Below are 24,945 nucleotides of genomic sequence, written 5' to 3'. Positions count from 1 at the left end.
AGCGTGGTTTCGTACGGGTCAGCCTTCCGGTTGGCCAGAGCGGTGGTTGACCGGCGCGCGCTGCGCCGATCCGATGCTGCAGATTGCCAACCGCACGCGATGCACGTGTTGCGATTTCATGACGAGCGATGTGACAAGCGGTCACGCCCATCCATAGCGGATCAGGTGGAAGAACACTGGCGCGGCGAAGCACACCGAATCCAGGCGGTCGAGCACGCCGCCGTGGCCTTCGATCATATGGCCCCAGTCCTTGATGCCGCGATCGCGCTTGATCGCCGACATCACCAGCCCGCCGAAAAATCCCATCAGGTTGGCCACCAACGCCAGGCCGAAGGCATGCCACGGCGCGAACGGGGTGATCCACCACAGCGCCATCCCGAGCAGGCTGGCCGACAACACGCCGCCGATGAATCCTTCCACCGTTTTGGACGGCGACAATTTCGGCGCGATCAAATGGCGGCCGGCAAGTTTGCCCCACACGTACTGCAGCACATCCGAAGACTGCACCACGATCACCAGGAAGGCGATCAACAGCAGATTGCGCCCGGCATAGCCGGGAATGTCCAGGTTCAACAGCGCCGGCACATGCGAAATGCAGAACACGCAGATCATCAGGCCCCACTGCACTTTGGCGGTGCGTTCCAGATAGCGCGTGGTGTCGCCGCCGATGGTGGCCAGGATGGGCAACACCAAGAACGCGTAGACCGGAATGAGCAAGGTGTACATGCCGTACCAGCCGGTCCACACCAGGCCGTATTGCCACGGCAGCACGATGTAGAACGCGGCCAACAACGCGTAGTAATCGCCGCGCCGGGTCGGGGTCAAGGTGATGAACTCGCGCAGCGCAAACAACGACACCAGCGCGAACAAGCCGATGACGCCGGCGCGGCCAAACACGAACGCAAGGCCGACCACCGCAGCCATCACCCACCACGCACGGATACGGGCGACTAGGTTGTCCAGCACTGCGCTGGGGCGTTCGCGTGCGCGCCAACGCAGGGTTTCGGAAATCAGCGTGGCGATGACCAGCACCAGCGCGATACCGCTGAACAGCCACAGCGTCTGCTGATGCATCGAAGACTGCTGCAGCTGCCCGCTGTACACATATAGGCTCATGCGCGCGCCTCCAACTGATCGGGCGACAACGCCAGCAACGCCGCACGTGCACGCGCCAGAAACGCATCCTTGGTTTCGTCCGCATCCAGGCGTAATGGCGCACCAAAGGTGGTGGTGCACAGCAGCGGCAGCGGCAACCACTTGCCCTTGGGCATCACGCGCTTGAGGTTATCGATCCACACCGGCACGAACTCCAGTTCCGGGCGTTGCCTTGCCAGGTGATACAGCCCGCTCTTGAACGGCAGCACGCCGTCGTCCGGGTTGCGCGTGCCTTCGGGAAACAGGATCAACGAATCGCCGGCGTCCACCGCATCGCACAGGCATTGGATCGGGTCGCGCGTGCGCTGCGCCGGGTCGCGTTCGATCAACACGCCGTTGAAGACCGCGTGGATCAGGTAGCGCCGCAGGGCGGTACGCTGCCAGTAGTCGGCCGCCGCCACCGGGCGCACTTCATGCCGCAGGCTGGCTGGCAGCGATGACCAGATCAGCACGAAATCGCCGTGGCTTGCATGGTTGCCGTAATACACGCGACGCTCGTTGGAGGGCGCGCAACCGCGCCATAGCGCACGCGCGCCGGTCAAGGTACGAATGGCGCCGCTGCAAGCGCGCGCGATCAAACGGGCAATCATTTCTGCTCCAGGGTGCGCACGATCGTGCGCAGTCGTACCGCCACCGTCAGCAAGGCACCGGCGATCAACACCGCCAGTGCTCCGACCAGCAGCCAGGCCGCAAGACGCGGCTGGCCCATCCATTGCAGCGGCAAGGCCAGCGCGCCTGCCAGCGACAACCACTGCATGCGTTGCACGCGGCTCATCGGCCCCTGCCGCGGCTCTGGCGTGCCGCAGGCCAGGCCCAGCATGCGCACGTATGCGGTGGTCACGCAGCACAGCGCCGCCGCCCACCCCAGTTGCGCAGCCCACGGCAAACCGGCCTGCAGTCCATAGCCCAGGCCCACGCAGACCAGCACATCGGACAACCGATCGGGCGCGTCGTTGTAGACCTCACCGGCGCGCGCGACCATGCGCGCCTGGCGCGCCAGCACGCCATCCATGCGGTTGCACCACAGCCGCCCCTGCATCCCGAGCACCGCCAGCAGCAGCGGCATGGCCCCTTCGCGCGCAGGCGCGCTCAACCCGATGTAGAACATCAGCCCGGCCAACGCCGCACATGCGATGCCCACCCACGACACGCCATTGGGCGTGGCGCCACGTCCGCGCAGCACGCGCGCCCAAAGCAACTGCCGCTGTCGCTGTCCGTGTTGCATCAGTCGCCTCCTCCGCCGCAGCCGCCACAGCCGCCGCCACCATCGCTGCTACCACCATCGCCGCCGCAGTCGCCGCCACCCCCGCCGCAGCTGCTGCCACTGCCACCGGCGTGACCATGCGGCGCACGCAGGCTGTGGTAGTCGGCCCAAGCGGTTCCGATCAGTGCCGCAGTGCCGTACAGCGCCACCGCCTCGCCTGGATCACCGCCGTTGCGCGCCGCATCGCGTCGCCGCGTCTGACGCAGTGTCGCAAGGCGGGCCTCGCCGCCGAGCGTGCGCCGCACGGGCACCAGCGCAAAGCCCAGCACCAGCAATGTGGTCAGCACCATCAGACACAGCAGGTAGCCCACCGGATGGTTGCCCTGCACGCCGATGACCAGCTTGCACAGGCCAAGCCCCCATACCAGCGCCACCGGCACGGTACATGCCAGGCGCACCGCGCGTGCCTGCGCCTGGCTCAGCCACAGGCCTTTGTCGATCAAGCGCTGCTCCAGCGGTGCGGCCAGCGCGCGCAACGCGCGTAAGGCCCACACCGGGTCTTCGGTGGTGCGCACCGCTTCCAGTGCCGGCTCCAGCGCAGGCGGGACTGCAATCTGCCGGTGGCAACGTACCCAGCGACGTGCCGGTTCGGTTGCGTCGCGCTCCAGATACACCGCATTGCGCACCAGCAATTCGGTGAACCACAGGTCGGCCACGCGATCGGCACCGCCGCCCAGATATGCAAGCTCGCTGGCATCCACTGCTGCTGCGGTGCGACCGCGTCGCAGCACCCGTCGCAACCATGCCGCCATCGACCAGGCCAGACCGATCAGCGCGATGAACAGCGGCAGGAAATAGACACCGCGCCAGTGCAGCGGCGACAGCGCCCCGCCATTGGCTGAGTGACAGACCATGCCCACTGCCACCGCGATGATTGCCCACACAACCACGGCATGTGGCACACCGCGCTGCGGCCCAGCTGACCGCGGCGCTCCACGCAAGGCTTGCAAGGTCTGTTCGGCAGTGTGGCCGTGCAGCGGATCCAGCGTCGATTGCGGCGGTCGCGCCACAGGCCACCATTGCGCCGGCGGCTCGCCGAACTGCGTGCGGTAACGCTCCAGCGTCTGGCGGTACTGCGCCTGGAAACGCGCCTCTTCGCCGGCATCGCCGCGTCCGGGTTGATGATGCAGCGTGGTCTGCAGCACGTGCGGGCAGAACTGCTGCCAGTACTCGCGGGTGTCGGTCAGATGCGTGTGCCAGACCTGGTCGACCAACGGGCTGGGGGTGACGTCGACGGTGTCGGTGCAGGCAAGAAAACAGAACCGGCGGTACTCCTCCACCAACGCCTGCGCTTGTTCGGTGCTGCACTGTGCCTGCTTGGCCACGCGCCGAACGAAGGCGGCAAACGCTGCTTCGTCCTGGCCAAAACGATAGCCCTGCAGCCGTTGCCACAGCGCTCGCTGCGCTGGCGTGGCATGGCGCGGTTCGCGCCGAGCGGAATCGGGTTGGTTGCTCATCCGAATATCCTGAGAGCGAGCGCGGCAGCCACCAACAGCAGTTGCACCACCACGCTTGCCAGCTGCCAACGCAGCAGGCGGCGCATGCCGGTCCAGCGCGATGCCCAGTCGCGGGTGGGCGAAAGCTTTGGTATCAGGCCAATCGCATGCATCGCCGCATCGAGCTGGTGCGCGGCGTCTTGCCCGGTGCCACCGCAGCGTTCGAGATGCGCGATGGAGGCTGCCAGCAGGTCGGCATCCAGGCCCACGCGAAACGCCCAATAGCGCTGCAGCACGCCCGCAAGCATGCTGATGGCATAGCTCAACTGCATCAACGGCGGCGCCTGCGCAACACCAAGCAAGCCGATGGCCGCTGCCAGCAGCAGGAGTGAGAGGCGGTCCAATGCTGCACCTTGCCGCAGCACTGCGCGCATGGCCGCCAAGGTCAGCGGGGCGATATTCATTGCGCTCTCCGTTCGGGGATGTCGTCGCCACCGTCATGACCGTCGCATGCCGTCACGATCGCCGCGCGATGCGCATGCCCGAGCACGATCGACGGCCGCACGGCGCGTAACTGTGCGATGGCCGCATCCACGTCCTGGGCGCGACCGCTGCGCACCAGCCAGGTGGCCACACTGGCAGCACTGCGCGAATAGCCCAATGCACAACACACCAGCACCGGCCCGATCGCCTGCGCCTGCGCGATCGCCTGCGCGGCCTCGCGCAGCTGCGCCGGCGACGGCGCGACCAGATCGAGCATCGGCACCACACGGTCCTGCGCCTGCGCGGCGTACAACGAGAGCTCTGCAGACACGTCCACCACGGCGGCACGCTTGTCGCGCTGGCCGGGCAACGGAATCCGCCCCAGCCACACGCCATCGCACACCGCGCGCGGCAACGGCGCACGCCGTGTCCAGAGCCGGGAGTTGCACCAGGCCGCCAACAGATACGGCGCATACAACCAATGGGCTGCAAGACTCAGGCGCCCATCGCTGCGCTTCTGGAATCCGCCCGGCCCGAGCAGCGCGTAATTCAAGGCAACCAGCAGCAAGGCCAGGGTGATCCACAGCAACCACAGTGCTGCACCGCCGCTCCACAGCGCCAGCGCAGCGCTGACCAGCGCGCCGGCCAGATACATCGCGGCCAGGCGCCAACGGCGCAGGTCGCGTGCAAACCGTGCCTGCGCAAATGGTGCGGCGACCCGCTCCGGCCATAGCCACACGCAGAGCCAGCCCACCGCGAGTCCGGTAGGAATATCGAGAAAGTGATGCTGATACGTGGTCAGCACCGACACACCGATCAATGCGAACCAGGCATGCAGCAACCAGCGCCACACCCCGCAAAGATGCTGCCCATAGCGCACCCACAGCACCACCAGCAGCACGATGTGCAGCGACGGCGCCTGATTGAAGGGTTTGTCGAAGCCCAGCAGCACCGCGAACAACCAGCCGAACACGCCCTCGGTCTGCGGCCGTACGAAGCTGTAGCGCAGCGGCCACAACACGAAACACGCCACGCAGATCAGCTGGGCGCTGAGCAAGCGCAGTGCATGCGTGTCCAGCTCGCGGCGGTTGCGGCAGACAAAGAACGAGACCGCGTAGAACACATCGATCGACCAGTACGGCACGATGGTCCACGGCCAGAACGGCATGCCGTGTTCCCAGCCAAACACCACCGATGGCACCTGCGTCGCCCGCCCGGCCAGCGTGTTGGCCAGGCCGTAGCTGAGGAAGAAAAACGGTCCCAGCAACGCCAGCCACAGCGCGGCACGGCCGGATGGGCGGGCAACGTGGCTCATGCGTCGATTCGCTGCGCCATCGAGACGGTGAAGATGCCGAACGCATCGATGCGTTGCGCCACCTTGCGAAAGCCCGCCGCTTCCACCAGGCCATCCATCTCCTGCTGGCTCCGCCGGCGCATCACCCAGGCCACGCCATCGCGGTGACTGGTCAGCGCGCGCGCAATGAATTCCAGTTGCGGATGCCAGGGCTGGCCGGTGTAAAGCAGATAACCGCCCGGCTGCACCGCCGCGGCCAGGCCGGCCAGCGAACGCGCGACCTGGTCGTTGTCGGCAAACAGCTCGTACAGGCCCGACACCACCGCCAGCGTCGGTGCCGGTTGCACTGTGGCCAGCGCTGCCGGGTCGAACGCATCGCCTTGTTCGAAGCGGGCGATATCGCCTGCGCCCAACGTCTGGATCAGCGCCGTGCCCTGGGTCACGTTGACCGGGCTGAAGTCGCGCAGCACGATCGCATCGGCACGCTGTGCGCCGCTGCCCAGCGCTTGGAGCACATAGCGGCCGTGCCCGGCAGCGACATCCAGCACGCGCACCGGCTTGCCGGCGCCACGCAAGCGCGCCGCCGCATCGCGCAGCAATTCGCCCAGATGGCTGCCGCGGATGCGGATGCCACGCCAGCCGATCGCGTTGAGATACGTGCGGTCGATCATGCGCCCCAACGGCCCGCGACCACGCGCCTGATTGCGGTAGATGTAATCCAATGTGCTGCCGGAATCGAAACCGGTCTGCAGACCAAGCGCGATGCCCTCGGAGAGCCTGCCACCCAGGCGCAGGCCGGCACGCACGCCACGCCAGCGCAGGTCCTGCAGGCTATTGCGCTGCGGCGGCCAGGCCAGCCGTTCGGCCTCTTCGAAACTGGGCCCGGCACGGTGTGCATCGCCCAGCGCGGCGCGCACCGGCGGTTGCGCAAAACGCGCCTGGACGAACTGGCGAATGTGCGCGATGGCAATCGCGCGATCGCGCTCGCCCAAGGTGTCGTGGAAGAACCCCGGCAGCCAGTGGCGCTGCTTGATCGGCGAGCGCAGGTTTTCGTAGAAGCGGTCCTGCGGGCCGCGATGCACCACAAAATCCTCACCGGAGACCAGCAACTGGGTCGGCACGGTAATGGCCTGTGCATCGTCCACCACGCGATCGGCTGCCGCATACAGACCGAGCAATACGCGCACCGAAATCGGACGGGTGATCAACGGATCGGTGCGATAGCTTTCCACGCGCACCGGATCATGCGTCAGCCATTGCGGCTTGACGTAGCTGTTGACGAAAAAGTTGCCGCGTAGCGCATGCAGCAACGCCAACCCGGGGCGTGCAAACGGCACATACAACTTCACCTTGAACGCCGGCGATGCCAGCACCAGCGCGCGCAGCGGCGGGGCGTAATCGTGCACCCAGGTGGCGGCCACCACCGCGCCCACACTCTGCGCAATCACCACGATGTCCTGCACCGCAATGCCGTGGGTGGCGCGAAGATGCGCGATGAAGCTGTCCAGATCGCGCACCAGCGCTTCGAAGCCCGGCGCATCGCCACGCACGCCCGGCGAGCGGCCGTTGCCGCGTGCGTCCCAGGCGAAGAACTGGGCGTCGGGCATGTCGAGTTCTTCGGCCAGATGCATCACACGGCCAGAGTGCTCATGGCCGCGATGCAGCAGTACCACCGCCTTCGGCGTGCCGGTGGCAGCGGCATCGTGCAACGGCCAGTGCCGGTAGAACAGCGGCACACCATCGAAACTGACGAACTCGCGCTCTAGCACTGTGCGCATCGAAGCATCCTGAAAAGTCGAAAGGTTGAATCGCAGAGATCACCACAGCGCAGCGGCCAGCGGCGTTGCTGCGGGAATGGATCGCTAGGTGCGTGCGGGCGCCTGCGCCAGGCCGGCGCGCACCCGCCGCCACACCGTGACCGCGCAGGCCAGGCTCACGGCAATGGCGACCCAGGTGACGCCGCGCGCACCCAGCCAGCCACAAGCAAGGCCCATGCCCAGCACACCGATGACGAAGGCGCGGTCGCTCTTGCCCATCGGCCCGTCGTAGCGGCGGCTGGCGCCGACCATCAGGCCGAGCACGCCGGCGTACTCGGTCAGCGCGGCCAGCAGCGCGAAGATCCACAGCCAGGGCGCACTCACACCGGGCACGCCAAGCAGACTCAAGTACAAGGCCGCATCGGCCACCACGTCGCACAGCTCGTTGAGGTAGGCGCCCAGCCGCGACTGCTGGCCGAATTCGCGCGCCAGCATGCCGTCCACCGCATTGAGCGCCATGCGCAGCAGCATCCACACCGGCAGCAGCAGATACAGCAGCGGCCAGCTGGGGCCGCCGCGCAACACCACCGCCGCCACCATCAGCGACACCGCCGCTGCGCCCAGCGTGACCTGATTGGCGGTGATGCCACCGCGATACAGCGCGCCCACCATCGGCCGCAGCAGCGCCTGGAAGCGTCCCTTCAATGCATAGATCGAGGCCATACGGGGTGTTGAGTCCATTCGAGCGCTGGCGCAGCCTACAATATCGGCTGCTCCGCAACGACATCCCCCACCGATGGCCTCTGATTTCCTGCCCGTGCGCCGGGCCCTGCTCTCCGTTTCCGACAAGACCGGCCTGATCGACCTGGCCCGCGCGCTGGTGGCGCGCAACGTCGAGCTGTTGTCCACCGGCGGCACCGCCAAGGCGATCCGCGAGGCCGGCCTGCCGGTGAAGGACGTTGCCGAGCTGACCGGTTTCCCGGAAATGATGGATGGCCGCGTCAAGACCCTGCACCCGCTGGTGCATGGCGGCCTGCTCGGGCGCGCCGGTGTCGACGAAGCGGTGATGGCCGAGCACGGCATCGTGCCGATCGACCTGCTGGTATTGAACCTGTATCCATTCGAGTCGGTCACGGTGAAAGCCGATTGCACCCTGGCCGATGCGGTGGAAAACATCGACATCGGCGGCCCGGCGATGTTGCGCAGCGCGGCCAAGAATTTCGCGCGCGTGGCCGTGGCCACCGACCCGGCGCAGTACGCCGACCTGCTGGCCGAGCTGGAAGCCAACGACGGGCAGCTGTCGGCGGCCAAGCGCTTTGCGCTGTCGGTGGCTGCGTTCAATCGCGTGGCCCAGTACGACGCGGCGATCAGTAACTATCTCTCGGCAGTGGCCGACAGCAGCGAGGCGGTGCCCACGCGCAGCCCGTTCCCGGCGCAGATCAATTCCAACTTCGTCAAGGTGATGGACCTGCGTTACGGTGAGAACCCGCACCAGTCCGGCGCGTTCTACCGCGACCTGTATCCGGTGCCGGGCACGCTGGCCACCTTCCAGCAGCTGCAGGGCAAGGAACTGAGCTACAACAACCTGGCCGATGCTGATGCAGCGTGGGAATGCGTGCGCCAGTTCGACGCGCCGGCCTGCGTGATCGTCAAGCACGCCAACCCCTGCGGCGTGGCGGTGGGCGCGGGCTGCGGCGATGCCTATGAACTGGCCTACGCCACCGATCCCACCAGCGCGTTCGGCGGCATCCTGGCGTTCAACAAGACCCTGGACGCAGCGACGGCAAAGGCCATTCTGGACCGCCAGTTCGTCGAAGTGCTGATCGCGCCCGACTACGAGGCCGGCGCGCTGGAATACGCCACCAGGAAGGCCAACGTGCGCGTGCTCAAGATTCCGCACGGCAATGGCTTGAACAACTACGACACCAAGCGGATCGGCTCGGGCCTGTTGATGCAGTCGGCCGACAACCGCAGCATGTCGCTGGGCGAGTTGAGCGTGGTCACCCAACGTGCGCCCAACGAGGCAGAACTGGGCGATTTGCTGTTTGCCTGGCGCGTGGCCAAGTACGTCAAATCCAACGCGATCGTCTATGCCAAGGACAGCCGCACTATTGGCGTGGGCGCCGGGCAGATGAGCCGCGTGGTCAGCGCCAAGATCGCCGCGCTCAAGGCCGAAGAAGCCAAGCTCACCGTGGCCGGCTCGGTGATGGCGTCCGATGCGTTCTTCCCGTTCCGCGACGGCATCGATGCGGCGGCTGCGGCCGGCATCAAGGCGGTGATCCAGCCGGGCGGTTCGATGCGCGATGGCGAGGTGATCGCCGCCGCCGACGAACACGGCATCGCGATGGTGTTCACCGGTGTGCGCCACTTCCGGCATTGATGTCACCGGCACAGGGATAGGTCGATGCAGCGTCTGCGTTGTTTTGCCGCGTTTCTTGCCACCGCCGCGCTGTTGAGCGCTTGCAGGCAGGCGCCTGAGCCCGCTGCGGCGCCGGGCGCCGCGGCACCTGCCGCATCCAGCGACGGCCCCCGTCTGAGCCGCACCGAGCGGCTGGACGGGTTCTTGCGCACGCGCTACGGCGGCAAGGCCGGCCTGGCCGCGCAGTGGAGCGGCGAAGCCGACGGCTTCAAGGCCGACAGCGCGGTCTGCGCCGAACAGCCGGTGGTGGTGGGCGACCAGGTACAGCAACTGCTGGCGGTCTGCCACAGCCTCAGCGATGCCGGCCACGGCAATCCGGGGCTCATCGATTTCTTCGTGCTGCGCGGCGATGGCGACGGTTTCAAGGTCGTGGCCGAACGGCTCGCCGACGGCTACGGCAGCGCCGGCCAGCCAGGCAGCGTGGACGTCCTGCGCCTGGGCAGCGATTTCTACGGCTTTGCCGTGCACAGTTTCTGGATGGGCCAGGGCCTGATCCTCGAATCGCAGGATCTGGTCGTGCCCGGGCCCAAGGGCCTGGTCAATGCCGGCTCGCTGCGGGCGCACATCGACAACAGCGGCGCACTGGCCTGCGACGACGACGCGCGCGAGCCGGACCAGACCCAGGCGCAATGCCTTGCCGAGGCCTTCGACGTGGATTTCGCGCTGGAGGTGGACAACAGCGCGCCGCAGGCGCGCACCTGGCCGCTGCGCATCCGCGAGCACGGCAGCGATTGCGGGGTGGCCCTGGACAAGACCCACGTGTTCGCGCTCGACACCAAGACCTGGACCTACCCGTTTCCCAATGCACTGCAGCGCGAAGGCTGCAGGTAGCGCCCCTTCCCCCGTACTAGCGAGCAACTGCCTTGAAAATCCTCGTCATCGGCTCCGGCGGCCGTGAACATGCCCTGGCCTGGAAGATCGCGCAGTCCGCGCGCGTGCGCGAGGTGCTGGTGGCACCGGGCAATGCCGGCACCGCCACCGAAGCCAAATGCCGCAATGTCGCGATCAAGGTCAATGATCTGGACGGCCTGCTCGCGCTGGCGCAGCGCGAAGCCGTCGCGCTGACCGTGGTCGGCCCGGAAGTGCCGCTGGTGCTGGGCGTGGTCGACCGCTTCCATGCCGCCGGCCTGCGCATCTTCGGCCCCACCGCCAAGGCCGCGCAGCTGGAAGGCAGCAAGGCCTTCGCCAAGGATTTCCTCGCCCGCCACGGCATTCCCACCGCGTATTACGCCGTGCACACCGAAGTCGACGCCGCGCTGGCGTATGTGCGCGAGAAAGGCGCGCCGATCGTGGTCAAGGCCGATGGCCTGGCTGCCGGCAAGGGCGTGATCGTGGCGATGACCCTGGCCGAGGCCGAAGACGCGGTGCGCGACATGCTCTCGGGCAATGCGTTCGGCGATGCCGGCGCACGCGTGGTCATCGAAGAATTCCTCGACGGCGAAGAGGCCAGCTTCATCTCCATGGTCGATGGCAAACACGCCTTGCCGATGGCCACCAGCCAGGACCACAAGCGCGTCGGCGACGGCGACACCGGCCCCAATACCGGCGGCATGGGCGCCTACTCGCCGGCGCCGGTGGTCACGCCCGAGGTGCATGCGCGGGTCATGCGCGAGGTGGTCGAGCCGACCGTGCAGGGCATGATCGCCGATGGCGTGCCGTTCACCGGCTTTCTGTATGCCGGGCTGATGATCGACGCGCACGGCGCGCCGAAGGTGATCGAATTCAACGTGCGTTTCGGCGACCCGGAAACCCAGCCGGTGATGCTGCGCCTGCAGTCGGATCTGGTCGATCTGCTCGACGCGGCCATCGACGGCAAGCTCGATGGCGCGCACGCGCAGTGGGACCCGCGCCCGTCGCTGGGCGTGGTCATCGCCGCCAAGCCTTACCCGGACACACCGGTCACCGGTGAGGTCATCACCGGGCTGGACGCGGTGCCGGCCAGCGCCAAGGTTTTCCACGCCGGCACTGCGCTGAATGCCGCCGGCGAGGTGATCAGCGCCGGTGGCCGCGTGCTGTGCGTTGCGGCGCTCGGCGACAGCGTGCAGGACGCCCAGCGCAACGCCTATGCTGGCCTCGAGCCGATCCACTGGCCCAACGCCTTCCAGCGCAGCGACATCGGCTGGCGGGCCATCGCCCGCGAGCAGGCGGCGCAGGGCTAAGCGCCTCGCGCCTGCAACCACCGCGTTGCGCGCTGTCGCCACGCGGTGGTTGCAGGTTCCTGCGCACCACCAGGCATCCTGCCGATACCGGCGCGGGCCACCTGCGGCGCCTGGCACCGTGCGGCTACTGACAAAGAACTAGCCGCCATCCACACCGGCGGCGCGTGGCTGCGGCAATAATGCCCGGGCTCCCTGCCTTGTAGAGACTGTGGCCACTCCCTCCTTCGAAACCCGTTTAAGCCGCTTGTGGGCCCATGAAAAGGCCAGCTATGGCCTGCGTGTGTTCATCGCGCTGGCGGTGGCGATGGGCGTGTGCTGGCACTGGCAACAGCTCACTGCGGTGCCGGCGCTGTTTCTGGGCGCGATCGCCAGCGCCATTGCCGAAACCGACGACAACTGGCTGGGCCGCATCAAATCGGTGCTGCTCTCGCTGCTGTGTTTCGCCGCCGCCGCCGCTGCCGTGGTGGTGCTGTTTCCGTATCCGCTGCCGTTCGTGCTGGGCATGGCGTTGGCTACGTTCTCGCTGACCCTGCTCGGCGCGCTGGGCGAGCGCTATGCCTCGATCGCGCAGGCCACGGTGGCCCTGTCGATTTACGCCATGATCGGCATGGACCAGCATGGCAGCCGCGATCCGCTGGTCGCCTGGCACGGCGCGGCGCTGCTGCTGATCGGCGCCACCTGGTATGGCGTGCTGTCGATCCTGTGGACCATCCTGTTCGCCAATCGCCCGGTGCGCGAGCGGCTGTCGCGGCTGTTTTTCGAATTGGGCCGCTACCTCAAGCTCAAGGCCGATCTGTTCGAACCGGTGCGCCAGAGCGACCTGCATGCACGCCGGCTGGCCTTGGCCGAACAGAACGCCAAGGTGGTCGGCGCGCTCAATGCGGCCAAGACCGCCATCATGAGCCGCTTCGGCCGCTCGGGGCGGCCGGGCGTGCAGTCGGGCCTGTATTTCCGGCTGTATTACATGGCGCAGGACTTCCACGAGCGCGCCAGCTCCTCGCACTATCCCTACGAGGCGCTCACCGACGCGTTCTTCCACAGCGACGTGCTGTATCGCTGCCAGCGCCTGCTCGCCCTGCAAGGCAAGGCGTGCGCGGCGTTGGGCGAGGCGATTCGCCTGCGCCAACCGTTCGATTACGGCGACAGCAGCCGCCTGGCCACCGAAGACCTGCGCCAATCCCTGGATTATCTGCACGCGCGCGCCGACCCCGCACTGGCCCGCCTGCTCGGCGCGCTGGAGCTGCTGGTGACCAATCTGCAGAGCATCGAACGCAGGTTGTCGGAAGCGGCGCAATCCGATTCCACCAGCGACAACCTCGACACCCGGCTACGCGATTCCTCGCCGCATACCTTGCGCGAAATGGGCGCGCGGCTGGCGCAACAACTCACGCCCGGCTCGGTGCTGTTCCGCCATGGCCTGCGCATGGCCATCGCGCTGCTGGTGGGCTACGCCATCATGCAATCCATCCACGCCGACAACGGGTACTGGATCCTGCTCACCACCGCATTCGTGTGCCGGCCCAACTACGGCGCCACGCGCCTGCGGCTGGTGCAGCGCATTGCCGGCACCTTGATCGGCCTGGTCGCCACCTGGGCGCTGATGCAGCTGTTCCCCACCACCGAAGTGCAGCTGCTGCTGGCGCTGGCCGGCGCGCTGGTGTTCTTCATCACCCGCACCGATCGCTACATGCTGGCCACCGCCGGCATCACGGTGATGGCGCTGTTCTGCTTCAACCTGCTGGGCGATGGCTTCGTGCTGATCTGGCCGCGCCTGATCGACACCCTGATCGGTTGCGCGATTGCCGCGGCCGCCTCGTTCCTGATCCTGCCGGACTGGCAGGGCCGCCGGCTGAACCAGGTGATGGCCACGGTGCTGGCCAGCTGCGCGCGTTATCTGGCCCTGGTCCTGGAGCAGTACGCCAGCGGCAAGCGCGACGACCTGCCCTACCGCATTGCGCGCCGCGACATGCACAACGCCGATGCTGCGTTGTCGGTGGCCTTATCCAACATGCTGCGCGAACCCGGCCGCTATCGGCGCAATCTGGATGCGGGCTTTCGCTTCCTGGCGCTGTCCAACACCTTGCTCGGCTATCTGTCGGCACTGGGCGCGCACCGCGCCGCACTGGAGGGCGAACACGACGCCACCATCGCGCAAGCCGGCGAATATCTGCAGCGCGCACTGAGCGAGATCGCCAGCGCCCTTGGTCAACGCCAACCGCTGCCGGCGCACGACGAAAGCGAAGAACTGGCCACCGCCGAAGCGCTGGAACATCATCCGGTGCAACTATCGCCCAAGCAACGCCTGGTGCGCGACCAACTGGCATTGACGCTGCGCCTGCTGCCCAAGCTCCGCGCTGCAGCGCTGGCAGTGACAACGGCGCCGGCAGAGAACGCGCCACGTCTGGCGGCCAGCAAGACCTAGCCGCCAGTGGTCGACAGGCATGGGCGCCGCGCCGTACATGCAGCCTCGATGCGGTAAGCGATGCCGAATACGGCCATGCCGCGTATTCGCCACTGCGTGCAACCGCTGCGTCGTCGCCCCACCGGCCACGCTCACTTCCACTGCCTGCGCGCCACGCTCAGCCCCACCCAACCCAGTGCCGCTGCAGCCAGTACCGCGCCGCCGATCACCACACCCATCCACCCGGCCTGCGCATACGCGGCCGTGCCCAACGTCGACCCCACGGCACCACCGATGAAATAGCAGGTGATGTAGGCCGAGGTGATGCGATTGCGCGCCGCCGGGTTACGCTGATAGATCACGCTCTGGTTGGCGATATGCACGCCCTGCACTGCGATATCCAGCAGCAGCACGCCGACGATCAGCAGCCCGATCGACTGCGGCGCAAACGCGAGCAAGCCCCACGACAGCAGCAACATCGCCAGCCCGCCCCAGCTCACGCGGTCGCCATGGCCGTGATCGGACCAATGCCCGGAACGATTGGCCGCCAGTGCACCGGCCGCACCGATCAGGCCGAACAAGCCGATCACCGCAGTGCCATAGCCATAACTCGGCCCGGACAACAAAAACGCCAGCGTGGTCCAGAACATGCTGAATCCTGCAAAGATCAGCCCGCCCAGCACCGCGCGCGAACGCAGCACCGCATCGTCGCGCAGCAGCGTCAGCACCGAGCCCACCAACTGCGGATACGCCAGTTGCGCGTTGCCGGGATGGCGCGGCAGCCCGCGCCACAACAGCCCGGCGGTGAGCAACAACGCGACCGAGGCGATCCAGTACACCGTATGCCAGCCGCCGACACCGGCCAGCACGCCGGCCGCGGTGCGCGCCAGCAAGATCCCCAGCAGCAACCCGCTCATCACCGTGCCGATCACCCGGCCACGCTCGTGGGGCGCCGCCAGCGTGGCGGCGAACGGCACCAGGATCTGCGCCGCCACCGAGCTGGCGCCGGTCACGATGGTGCCGACCAGCAACATCGCAAAACTGTGCGAACTGGCGCTCACCAGCAGCCCGAGCGCGCTCAGCACGAACAGGCCCACGATCAGGCCGCGGCGCTCCAGCCGGTCGCCAAGCGGCACCAGCAACAGCAACCCTGCCGCGTAAGCCAGCTGCGCCGCGGTGACCACCGCACCGGCACTGCGCACCTGGATGCCGAACGCCTGCGCCAGCGTTTCCAGCAGAGGCTGGGCGTAGTAATTGCTCGCCACCGCCAACCCGGTGGCGGCAGCCATCAGCAGCACCAGGCGACGGGGCAAGGGCGGGTGGGAGGTGGGCTCGGTCTGCATGGCTGCTGCCTGGTCAAGGAATATGCACAGTGTGGGCAGCCGGCACGCATCTTTCCAATGTATTGTTTTCACCATCGCCATCTTTTTTCGAGATTGCATGCTGACCTTGCGCCAACTGGAATTTGCCATTGCCGTGGCCGAAGAAGGCGGCTTCACCGCTGCTGCGCGCCGCTGCAACACCGTGCAATCGGCGCTCAGCCACCAGGTCGCCAAGATCGAAGAGACCTTCGGCGCACGCCTGTTCGAACGCGGCACCCGCCAGGTGCGGCCCACCGCCGCCGGCGAGGTGTTCCTGCACAATGCACGCCAGACCCTGCGCGCTGCCGAGCGCCTGCACGAGGAAATGGCGCAGGCCCTGGGTACCGTGCGCGGGCGGCTGGCGTTGGGACAGATTTCCTCGCTCACCACCGTGCAACTGGCGACGTTGCTGCAGCAGTTCCGCAGCGCGCATGCGCGGGTGGACGTGCATCTGCGCACCGCCATGAGCGAGGCCTTGCTGCACGATCTGGGCGAAGGCCGGCTGGATGTCGCCCTGGTGGGGGTCGGCCCGCAGCTTGCGGTGCCGGCGCAGCGCCTGCTGCTGCATGAAGAGGCCTTGGCCTTGATCGTGGCACCGGGCCACCGCTTTGCCGCACGCAAACGGGTCGCACTGGCCGAGCTTGACGACGAACCGATGGCCGGGCTGGTTCCCGGTGCCGGCGTGCGCGGCATCATCGATGCTGCGTTTGCGCAGGGGGGCCTGCGGCAACGCCAGCAGTACGAAGTCACCCATGCCGATCTGGTGCGCGAACTGGTCGCCGCCAACCTGGGCGTGGGCATCGTCCCGCAGACCATGGCCGGGGCCATGCACGGCGTGGTCACGGTGGCCTTGAAGGAGCGTTACCGCTTTCTGACCTACGCGGTGTGGCGGCCCGATCCCAGCCCGGCCGCACGCGCCTTCGTGGCCTTGCTGCGCGCCCAGCTCGCGCAACGCAGGCCGCCGGCACGTAGAAGCCGCTGAGCGCAGCCGCCATCCACCAGCACGCCGTGGAAGCCTGCTAGGCTGCGCGCGTTCGCAAAGGAAACTGCATGTCCGGTCACAGTCAGTTCGCCCTGCTCAGGCAGCGCCGCTTCTTGCCGTTCTTCGCTGTCCAGGCGCTGGGCGCGTTCAACGACAACGTCTATCGACAGGCCATCATCGGCCTGCTGTTCTATCTCGGCATCGATGCCGCCCAGCGCACGCTGTATACGAACCTGGCGCCGGCATTGTTCATCCTGCCGTACTTCCTGTTCTCCGCGCTCGCCGGGCAGATCGCCGAGAAGCTGGAAAAGCAGAAGCTCATCGTGATCACCACCACGATGGAGATTGCGATCATGTCGCTGGCCGCGGTGGGCTTCATCACCGAGAACATGGTGATCCTGCTGATTGCGCTGTTCTGCACCGGCCTGCAGTCCACGCTGTTCGGGCCAGTGAAATATTCGATCCTGCCGTCGGTGCTGAAACCGGAAGAGCTCACCGGCGGCAACGGCCTGGTCGAAATGGGCACCTCGATCTCGATCCTGTGCGGCATGATCTTCGGCGGACTGATCTTCCAGATCGCCGGCAGTCATGGGCCGGAGGCTGCCGCCACCGCGGTGATCGCGATTGCCGTCACTGGCAACCTGGTGGCGCGGCTGGTACCGCGCGTCGACGCCGGCGCGCCCGAGCTGAAAATCAACTGGAACCCCATCCCCGAATCGCGCGCCATCATGCGCTTGACCCGGCGCACGTTGGCGGTGCGCAACGCGGTGTTGGGCGTGTCCTGGTTCTGGTTCATCGGCACCGTGCTGACCGCGCAGCTGCCCACCTATGCGCAGCTCAACCTGGGCGGCCAGCAGGACCTGTACGTGTTCGCGCTGGCGCTGTTTTCGATCGGCACCGGCGCCGGCTCGCTGCTGTGCGAACGCCTGTCTGGCCGCACCGTGGAAATCGGCCTGGTGCCGCTGGGCGCGTTCGGCATCAGCGCCTTCCTGCTGGACCTGTACTTCGCCCGGCCTGGCGCGGCGCCGGCCACCGGCCTGTCGATCGGCCAGTTCGTGCAGCAGCCCGGCAGCGTGCGGCTGATCATCGACCTGGTCGGCATCGGCCTGTTCACCGGCCTGTTCGTGGTGCCGTTGTTTGCGCTGATCCAGAGCCGCACGCCCAAGGCCGAGCTCTCGCGCGTGATCGCCGGGCTCAATATCCAGAACTCGTTGTTCATCGTGGCTGCGGCGGTCATCGGTATCGCGCTGCAGTTGCCGCAGGTGGTGCTGTTCGGGGTGCGGATTCCGCTGCCGGGCCTGAGCATTCCGCAAGTGTTCCTGGCGCTGGCGATCGCCAACACGCTGGTGGCACTGTGGATCTTCACCCTGGTGCCCGAATTCCTGATGCGCTTCCTCAGCTGGGTGCTGGTGAGCGTGTTGTACCGCCTGCGCGCGCGCAACATCGACGCGCACGTGCCCGACGAGGGTGCCGCCCTGCTGGTGTGCAACCACGTCAGCTACATGGACGCGCTGATCCTGTCGGCGGTGATCCCGCGTCCGGTGCGCTTTGTCATGTACTACAAGATCTTCCGCATCCCGGTCATGCGCTGGATCTTCCGCACCGCCAAGGCCATCCCGATCGCCGGCGCGCGCGAAGACCCCGCATTGATGCAGCAGGCCTTCGACCGCATCGATGCCGCATTGGCCGATGGCGAGCTGGTGTGCATCTTCCCCGAGGGCGCGTTGACCAAGGATGGCGAAATCGCCCCCTTCAAATCCGGCGTGGAAAAGATTCTGCAGCGCCGCAACGTGCCGGTCATTCCGATGGCGCTGCGCGGCATGTGGTCGAGCATGTGGAGCCGGCGCGACACGCGCCTGGGCCGCATGCGGGTGCCGCGGCGGATGCGCGCGCAGATCGACGTGGTGGCAGGGGCAGCAGTGGCCGGCGATCAGGCCAGTGCCGCGCTGCTCGAACAACAGGTGCGCGCGCTGCGGCAGGATCAGCCCTGAGCCCGGCCGGTGCAGGCTTTGCGTCCATGGCGCGCCGCGAGTAGCCTGTGCGCCATTGCACGCTTTGCCGTCGCAGCCGCCAAGCGGACGCGGCCGGTCGTACCGGGGGGACGTCGTTGTGCTCAACATCATCGCGCCTGAGGCGTCTGCCGTGACCGGCGGGCGTCATGCATTCCAGCGGCTGGCTGTGCCGGCAGCGATGGGCATGCCACCGCGTTCGTTCGCTGCGCAGGCGTGGAGCGCCCGTTCGCTTGCGCGAGCAGCCCTCCGGCACCGCGCAACGCTACTCGCCGCTGCCGCGACCGACACGCCGGCCCCGGCTCCCACGCGCGCCAAAGCGCGCATGAGAGTCATCCGGCCGTCGTCAGCGCACACCGGGCGCATCGCCGCCGCGCATGGCGCCCGATAATCCACCCCACTCACCCATCAGTTCGCTGTTGTTTACCACCCAAGGAGCTTCACCATGAGTGCCATGCCACCGCCGATCCATCCGCAGCCTTCCGTCAGTCCGCCGCCTGTCGGGCCAATCCGGAATCATCTGGCCTGGTCCATCACGATGACGGTTCTTTGCCTTGTGATTTGCTGCTCATGCTGGACCATTCCAGGCATTATCACGGGCATCGTCGCAATCATCTTCGCTGCGAAGGTCAATCCTTTACTCAACGCAGGAGATATTCCGGCAGCGATCAAGGCGTCGAGCACTGCAAAGATACTGGCATGGGTGACCACTGGCATCTTCGTACTCGGACTGCTCCTTTGGATTGTCTCGATCGCCAGCCTTGGCGTAGATGGCTACAAGGAACGCATTATCGAGATGCAGCAGCAGATCGAGAATTCGAGATAAGCGTGTCCAAACGCCTGCTACAGCTTTCGCTCGCGCCGGCTGCCTTGGCAGCTGGTGCGGGCGTCTGGATTTTTTGGAAGTTTGATCCAAACCTTCCGGGAAACCCTTTCCCGCCGTGCATCTTTCACGCGTTGACAGGCTTCTATTGCGCTGGGTGCGGCATCACCCGTGCCCTGCACGCGCTGGCACACGGCGACTTAGCCACAGCCATCAAAATGAACGCGCTTGCAGTCGGGCTCTTGTTCCTTATCCCATGGGCGACGCTATGGCATCTCGGATGGCAGCCAAGGCGCTTGATGCCACTGGTCAGGATCTTTGGCTCTCCCTGGCTCTGGGGGATTTTATTGCCAGGCTTTTGGATAGCGAGAAATTTGCCCTGGCCTCCATTTACCTGGCTTGCTCCAGGTTGAAGCTACGCACACCAAAGCGATAACCATGGCTTGTTAATGCGATGACGCGACACTCAGCGATATCGACGTTTTGGTAGTCATCTGGACCGCCAACTCGCGTTACTGCGATTGACATAGGTTGCTTGCAACACCATCACGCTCAACGCCTGATCGGTGCTGCTTCAACGTTGGCACCCGCCGAACACGCGCTACCGCGCCCACCCCGCAATCACCAACAACGCCAGCACCACCAACCACAGCAGCAGCACACGCCAGACCAGGCTCATCGCATCACGCACTTCCGGCAGGCGGCGCCAAACGGGTACCAGCCCCGAATCGGTGTAGTCGTGCGCTTCCTCGCGCAGCTCGGCGCTGACGCTGGCACGCGCCACAGCACCGAGAAAATGCGGTTCCAGCGACCAGCGGTTGCCATGCGCTTCGCGCCAGGCGCGGAACACGGTGTCGAAGTTACCCACCAGCGCCATCGACATCGTCATCAACTGCGCAACCGGCCATTCCAGCACCGCCAGCAGCCAACGTGCGCCGGCCCGATTGCGGGGCGGCAGCAACACGGCCAGCGGGCTTTCCACCGCCAGCGCAGTGAGCCGATACAACACCGCGCCGAACGGCCCCAGCAGCAGAAACCACCACAGCACCGCGAACCAACGCCGCAGGCCGTTGACCACCACCGCTTCCACCAGCGATGGCGCGTCTTCATGCACGCTGCCGCCGGCGGCCTGCAGGTGCGAAATCGCTTCGCGCCGCGTGTGCGGCTCGTCGGCGTCGATGACCGCTTCCACATCGCGATCCAGATCGCGCGGGCCCCAGGTCCAGGCCAGCACCGCCACGCCGAACAGCAAGTCCAGAAAACCGTGCCAGACATCGTCCAGCAGCCACTGCACCAGCAGCACCACCAGCGCCGGCAGCACCGCCAGCAGCACGCCATAGCGCCCTTGCCACGCACCGCGCCCGGCCGCGTAACCGTCCAGCCGGCGCAGCCATTGGCCGAACCAGGCGAAATTGCGCAGCCTGGCTACCTGCGCCGGTACCAGATGGCCCAGCGTGAGCGCGACGACGACGGCAACCAAGGTGGTGAACATGGGCAGGCCTCCTCAGCCGAGTCTAGCCGAGCGGACGCGAGCGCCGCTGCAACACTGCAAAAGCCGGCCTGGCTCAGCCATGCGCACGATGCCAATGCTCGATCAACGCACGCGCAATGGAAATGCGTGGCGGCAACCCGATGTCGCCCTCGCCGGCCAGCGCAGCGCTGATCTGCGCATGGCTGACCCAGCGCGCGTCTTCCAGCTCGCCGGTGACCTGCGGCACCTCGGTCGCTACGGCACGCGCGGTGAAGCCCAGCATCAGCGCGCCCGGGAAGGGCCACGGCTGCGCGCCCAGGTAGCGGCAGTCCTGTACATGCACGCGGGTTTCCTCGAACACCTCGCGCGCCACGGTCTGCTCCAGCGACTCGCCCGGTTCGACGAACCCGGCAATCACCGAATAACGTCCTGGGGCCCAGCTGGCCTGACGACCAAGCAGCAAGCGCGCTCCATCGCTGACCGCCACGATGATGGCCGGGTCCACGCGCGGGTAATGCTCGGTCTGGCATTGCGTGCAGTGCGCAATGAAGCCAGCGCGCCGGAACGCGACCGCACCGCCGCAGACGCCGCAAAAGCGCGTGCGCGATTGCCAGTGCAACATGGCGCGTGCATAGGCGAAGGCGGTAGCGATCTCGGCAGGCCAGTCGGCGGCGGCCTGGCGCAGATCGATCCGCTGCGGCGCCTGCACCGCGACAATGTCGGCCGGCACACAAAACCAGCCCACCGCATCGCGCAGACCCAGGAAGATCGCAGCCTCCGGCCCGTCGCCCAGTTCGGCGCCATCCAGCAACAATGGCTGGCCATCGGCATCGGCCAGCGCCGCGCCTTTGGCGTCGATCAACAGCACACGGCCCTGCGGCCACAGACGCGCCAGGGCGTCGGGATCGTCACGCAACATATCGCCGCGATCGAGCGGCGCGTGGGTGAAGGCAAAACCGGAAGATGAAAAAAGAGACTCTGACATCGGCGCAAGCCTGCCGATAATCGGCAGCGCCTGCAACCATCGTACGCACTCGACCGAGCGCGCCTGCGGTGCGTGTTCAGACGCGGGCGCCGCCCGCGCTGGCCACCGGCTTGGAACGCGGTTCACGCCTGGTCGCGCGGCCCCCATCACGGGACCGCGCGCAGGCGCGGCCATGCCAGTACACGCACGTTCGCCAGTGGTCACGGCAGTGCGCTGCACCGGCTGCAGTGAAGAACCGTGCAGGTGCGGGCTTGGGATACGCCCGCACCTGCACGGTTCTTTCGGCAGGGTCAAGCAACGAGCGCTGTATCAGCGCTGCTTGTCCAACAGCTGATGCCGCACCGCCACGATGCACGGCTCGTTCGTCAACAGATGGGCGAAGGCCGAGTTGTCGCTGGAGTTGCCGGTGCCGATATCCACCAACGCCACCTGGTTGCTGCCACGCCGCTTGAAGCTGGCGATGGCGGTCTGCGCGTTCTTGAGCGGAATGGTGGCATCGTTGGACGAACCGCACAGCAAGGTCGGGGTTTGCGGCGCCCACGCCAGCAGATCGTTGCGCGCCAGATCCTGGCGGAACGGGTTGGCGGGGTTGCTGGCAAAGTCGCGGTAGAAGCCAGGCTGGAAATACGCCTTGATTTGATCGATGCCTGGCAAGGTGTCGCCGAGAAACAGATCGGTCAGGCTTTGCTTGCCCGGGAACAAGGGCTCCACTTTGGCAGTCCACGGCTCCTGAAACACCTGTCCGGGCTCCAGATAGATGTTCTTGTAGGTGTGCTCCATCGCGACGATGGCATAGCTGCCCAGAATGATGCCGAAGCTGCTTTCGCCTACCGCATTGCTGCCGCTCCAGCTGTCCAAAAATGTCTGCTGCAGCGCGTAAGGCCCGGAGATCGGCGCACTGGCCACCAGATGGAATTCCTTGGACAGATGCGTCTCTATCTCACGCTGGGTGGCCATCGCCGTGTGGCCGCCCTGCGAATAACCCGACAGCATCACCTTGCCGGACAGCGGCGTGTTCAAGCGCTGCAACACACTGCGCGCCGCACGCATCGCATCGATGGTCGCACTCGCCTCGGTCGCGCTGTGCAAATACGGGTGATAACCGTAGTTGGACTTCCCGAGCCCCAGATAATCACTGCTGACCACGACATACCCCTGGCTGGCCAGGCGCGTGACCAGTGGGTCGTTGCCCTTGGCATCGCGGATGTCCTTGGCCTGCTCCTCAGTGCGAACCGTTCCGGTCGGACGTCCCCAGCCGAGCAACGGATACGGCCCTACGCACCGCTCGCCATCTGGAACCAGCAGCACGCCAGATGCGGTTGCAGGTTCGCCTTCGACACCGACGGTTGCATAGGTGAATTCGGCGACACGGACATTGCATTTGGGCTGTTCGGCCTGCGGCTCGGAGGCCAGCATCGCGCCGATCGCGTCACGGCTGTAGCTGGTCAGGAAATTGCTGGTAAGCAAGGTACCGCGCGCGGGCGCGGCCTGCGCGGCGGGTGCAAGCACTGCGCTGGCGATGCCCAACATGGCCGCCAGGCCAAACGCCGATCGGGAGTTGATCTGCAACATGAAGTAATGCTCTCTTGGGGAAGGACGGAACAGACGCGCAGCAATCAGCCGACACCGGATCGGTGCCGGTGCCCGATCCAGGTGCGGAACGAGCGGGAACGCTCACTGCACCACGGCGTGGAATCGACACAAGGCATGGCATGCGCATCAGCACGGTGTCGCACACGACTGCGGTGGATCAGCGTGGACAAGCGGCAATGCCTGAAAAAAACGCGCATATCGTGGCGCCAGCGGTAAGCACGCACGCAGTATGGTCATCCGGATCTGCGCGCCATCGCGCACGCACGAAGCTGGCGCGCGCGCCGCGAAACCTGCAGCGCAGAAAGTGGCGTGGCGCGTTACGCGCGCGTGCAGATCGCCCGCCTTGCGGGCGCAGCCCAAGCAATCGGGTGCGTGCCCGGCGATCGACCGCCAGCGACTCGCTGCATTCCTGCCGTCGTGCTGAAGCACCCTGCAGCGCCGCGCATGACGCAGGCATTTTCAACTACGCACGTGGCTCGCAACGACGCGCGCGGTTCGCTCGTCTCCACGTGGCGCACAGCGCTGTCATCGTCTTGAAGCATTGCCGCAGTCATTGCGCAACGTGGAAGCACTCACACGCATGCCTGACCAGTGGCGGCCATGTACGCACTGCGCAGCTCGGGTTGGCCGCCTCATCGTGATGGCGGCCGGCGGTCGCCCGACGAGCCGCAGCCGCACAACAAGCGATGCACCACCCTCATCACAGCGCGCACTGCAAGGCGAGCGAGGCATACCGGCCAGTCCCGCCACCTGCAACGCCCACCTCATCGCGAGCCGGTCAACATCTCGCGCAAACAGCGCGCAGCCGTACCGCAATCGATCACACGTTCGGCAATCGCCTTGGCATCAACGCAGGTGCCTGCAGGAATAGGCGCTACGCGCCAGCAATTCGCATTTGCCCAGATGCATCGAACAATCCGCATCTATCCAGAGGCAATCAGACGCTGAAGCTGCTTCCGCACCCGCAGGTGGTCTTCGCATTGGGATTGCGGATGACGAACTGCGCGCCGGTCAGGCTTTCGGTGTAATCCACCTCGGCGCCCATCAGGTATTGCAGGCTCAGGGGATCCACCAGCAGCGTCACGCCATCGGTGGCCACGGCCAGGTCGTCCTCGGCGCGGTTCTCGTCGAACTCGAAGCCATACTGGAAACCGGAACACCCTCCGCCCTGTATGTACACGCGCAATGCCAGGTCGGCGTTGCCTTCTTCCTGGATCAGCTCGCGCACCTTGGCGGCAGCGGCCACGGAGAAGTTCAGTGGCCGGTCGATGGACTGGTAGTCCGGCGCCGGGGCGGCAGTAGGAAGCGAAACGAGCGTACTCATGGCGCCAGCATGGGGGCCAGACGGTCCCA

Annotated in this window: 21 protein-coding genes; 8 read left to right on the top strand and 13 right to left on the bottom strand. The window is 66.5% G+C overall.

Annotated elements, in window-relative coordinates; genetic code table 11:
* Positions 1 to 141: 141 nt before the first annotated feature.
* The 8 genes from ACCQ16_RS02605 to ACCQ16_RS02570 form a co-directional block, all read right to left on the bottom strand.
* Positions 142 to 1,116 (bottom strand): phosphatidate cytidylyltransferase, encoded by a 975-nt coding sequence (locus ACCQ16_RS02605; RefSeq protein ID WP_008571202.1) that lies wholly within the window; start codon positions 1,114 to 1,116, stop codon positions 142 to 144.
* The gene (locus ACCQ16_RS02600) at positions 1,113 to 1,745 is read right to left on the bottom strand and encodes a lysophospholipid acyltransferase family protein (RefSeq protein ID WP_008571203.1); all 633 of its coding nucleotides are present in this window, start codon (positions 1,743 to 1,745) and stop codon (positions 1,113 to 1,115) included. The genes ACCQ16_RS02605 and ACCQ16_RS02600 overlap by 4 nt, the downstream gene beginning before the upstream one ends.
* Positions 1,742 to 2,380: a CDP-alcohol phosphatidyltransferase family protein gene (locus tag ACCQ16_RS02595; protein ID WP_029818511.1), complete on the bottom strand. Its 639-nt coding sequence runs from the start codon at positions 2,378 to 2,380 to the stop codon at positions 1,742 to 1,744. Before ACCQ16_RS02595 ends, ACCQ16_RS02600 begins: the two co-directional genes overlap by 4 nt.
* Positions 2,380 to 3,876 carry a TIGR04222 domain-containing membrane protein gene (locus ACCQ16_RS02590; RefSeq protein WP_057681099.1) on the bottom strand — a complete coding sequence of 499 codons (1,497 nt, stop codon included), beginning with the start codon at positions 3,874 to 3,876 and terminating at the stop codon, positions 2,380 to 2,382. The genes ACCQ16_RS02595 and ACCQ16_RS02590 overlap by 1 nt, the downstream gene beginning before the upstream one ends.
* A complete protein-coding gene (locus ACCQ16_RS02585) occupies positions 3,873 to 4,319 on the bottom strand; it encodes a hypothetical protein (protein ID WP_008571207.1) in 447 nt (148 codons plus the stop codon). The genes ACCQ16_RS02590 and ACCQ16_RS02585 overlap by 4 nt, the downstream gene beginning before the upstream one ends.
* Positions 4,316 to 5,653: a phosphatase PAP2/dual specificity phosphatase family protein gene (locus ACCQ16_RS02580; protein WP_277572969.1), complete on the bottom strand. Its 1,338-nt coding sequence runs from the start codon at positions 5,651 to 5,653 to the stop codon at positions 4,316 to 4,318. Before ACCQ16_RS02580 ends, ACCQ16_RS02585 begins: the two co-directional genes overlap by 4 nt.
* A complete protein-coding gene (locus ACCQ16_RS02575; protein WP_277572970.1) occupies positions 5,650 to 7,410 on the bottom strand; it encodes a bifunctional alpha/beta hydrolase/class I SAM-dependent methyltransferase in 1,761 nt (586 codons plus the stop codon). Before ACCQ16_RS02575 ends, ACCQ16_RS02580 begins: the two co-directional genes overlap by 4 nt.
* 84 nt (positions 7,411 to 7,494) lie before the next feature.
* Positions 7,495 to 8,112, bottom strand: a complete 618-nt coding sequence (locus ACCQ16_RS02570; protein WP_057681096.1) for a CDP-alcohol phosphatidyltransferase family protein — start codon at positions 8,110 to 8,112, stop codon at positions 7,495 to 7,497.
* A 73-nt stretch (positions 8,113 to 8,185) separates the two neighbouring features.
* Between ACCQ16_RS02570 and purH the strand changes: the two genes are divergently transcribed.
* From purH to yccS, 4 genes are all read left to right on the top strand, one after another.
* Positions 8,186 to 9,769, top strand: coding sequence for a bifunctional phosphoribosylaminoimidazolecarboxamide formyltransferase/IMP cyclohydrolase (purH, locus tag ACCQ16_RS02565; protein WP_008571212.1), 1,584 nt, complete (start codon positions 8,186 to 8,188; stop codon positions 9,767 to 9,769).
* A 24-nt stretch (positions 9,770 to 9,793) separates the two neighbouring features.
* Positions 9,794 to 10,639, top strand: coding sequence for a hypothetical protein (locus ACCQ16_RS02560; protein WP_277572972.1), 846 nt, complete (start codon positions 9,794 to 9,796; stop codon positions 10,637 to 10,639).
* A gap of 32 nt (positions 10,640 to 10,671) precedes the next feature.
* Entirely contained in the window at positions 10,672 to 11,967 is a 1,296-nt protein-coding gene (gene purD / locus ACCQ16_RS02555; RefSeq protein WP_014089207.1) for a phosphoribosylamine--glycine ligase, read from the top strand.
* Between the two features lie 208 nt (positions 11,968 to 12,175).
* Positions 12,176 to 14,389, top strand: a complete 2,214-nt coding sequence (gene yccS / locus ACCQ16_RS02550) for a YccS family putative transporter (protein ID WP_372380194.1) — start codon at positions 12,176 to 12,178, stop codon at positions 14,387 to 14,389.
* A gap of 131 nt (positions 14,390 to 14,520) precedes the next feature.
* Here yccS and ACCQ16_RS02545 read toward each other — a convergent pair whose 3' ends face one another.
* Positions 14,521 to 15,711, bottom strand: a complete 1,191-nt coding sequence (locus ACCQ16_RS02545; protein WP_014089205.1) for an MFS transporter — start codon at positions 15,709 to 15,711, stop codon at positions 14,521 to 14,523.
* A 97-nt stretch (positions 15,712 to 15,808) separates the two neighbouring features.
* Between ACCQ16_RS02545 and ACCQ16_RS02540 the strand changes: the two genes are divergently transcribed.
* The 4 genes from ACCQ16_RS02540 (at position 15,809) to ACCQ16_RS02525 (ending at position 19,956) form a co-directional block, all read left to right on the top strand.
* Positions 15,809 to 16,711 (top strand): LysR family transcriptional regulator, encoded by a 903-nt coding sequence (locus ACCQ16_RS02540; RefSeq protein WP_277572974.1) that lies wholly within the window; start codon positions 15,809 to 15,811, stop codon positions 16,709 to 16,711.
* Positions 16,712 to 16,779: 68 nt separating this feature from the next.
* A complete protein-coding gene (locus ACCQ16_RS02535; protein WP_078538382.1) occupies positions 16,780 to 18,702 on the top strand; it encodes an MFS transporter in 1,923 nt (640 codons plus the stop codon).
* 463 nt (positions 18,703 to 19,165) lie between these two features.
* On the top strand, positions 19,166 to 19,546 hold the full coding sequence (locus ACCQ16_RS02530) for a CD225/dispanin family protein (protein WP_218539444.1): 381 nt from the start codon (positions 19,166 to 19,168) through the stop codon (positions 19,544 to 19,546).
* A gap of 2 nt (positions 19,547 to 19,548) precedes the next feature.
* Positions 19,549 to 19,956, top strand: coding sequence for a DUF2752 domain-containing protein (locus ACCQ16_RS02525; RefSeq protein WP_218539443.1), 408 nt, complete (start codon positions 19,549 to 19,551; stop codon positions 19,954 to 19,956).
* Positions 19,957 to 20,144: 188 nt separating this feature from the next.
* Here ACCQ16_RS02525 and ampE read toward each other — a convergent pair whose 3' ends face one another.
* The 4 genes from ampE to erpA all read right to left on the bottom strand — a co-directional run bounded on the left by ampE (position 20,145) and on the right by erpA (position 24,916).
* Complete coding sequence (ampE, locus tag ACCQ16_RS02520; protein WP_372380193.1) at positions 20,145 to 21,035, bottom strand: regulatory signaling modulator protein AmpE; 891 nt, start codon at positions 21,033 to 21,035, stop codon at positions 20,145 to 20,147.
* 73 nt (positions 21,036 to 21,108) lie between these two features.
* A complete protein-coding gene (gene nudC, locus ACCQ16_RS02515; protein WP_031420852.1) occupies positions 21,109 to 21,999 on the bottom strand; it encodes an NAD(+) diphosphatase in 891 nt (296 codons plus the stop codon).
* A gap of 309 nt (positions 22,000 to 22,308) precedes the next feature.
* Positions 22,309 to 23,571, bottom strand: coding sequence for a lipase family protein (locus tag ACCQ16_RS02510; RefSeq protein ID WP_029818498.1), 1,263 nt, complete (start codon positions 23,569 to 23,571; stop codon positions 22,309 to 22,311).
* Between the two features lie 958 nt (positions 23,572 to 24,529).
* A complete protein-coding gene (gene erpA, locus ACCQ16_RS02505; protein ID WP_002808218.1) occupies positions 24,530 to 24,916 on the bottom strand; it encodes an iron-sulfur cluster insertion protein ErpA in 387 nt (128 codons plus the stop codon).
* Between the last annotated feature and the right edge of the window lie 29 nt (positions 24,917 to 24,945).

It is taken from the genome of Xanthomonas sp. NCPPB 1062 (assembly GCF_041481705.2).
GTDB classification, from domain to species: domain Bacteria; phylum Pseudomonadota; class Gammaproteobacteria; order Xanthomonadales; family Xanthomonadaceae; genus Xanthomonas; species Xanthomonas euvesicatoria.
This window is presented reverse-complemented; position numbering and strand designations above follow the sequence as displayed.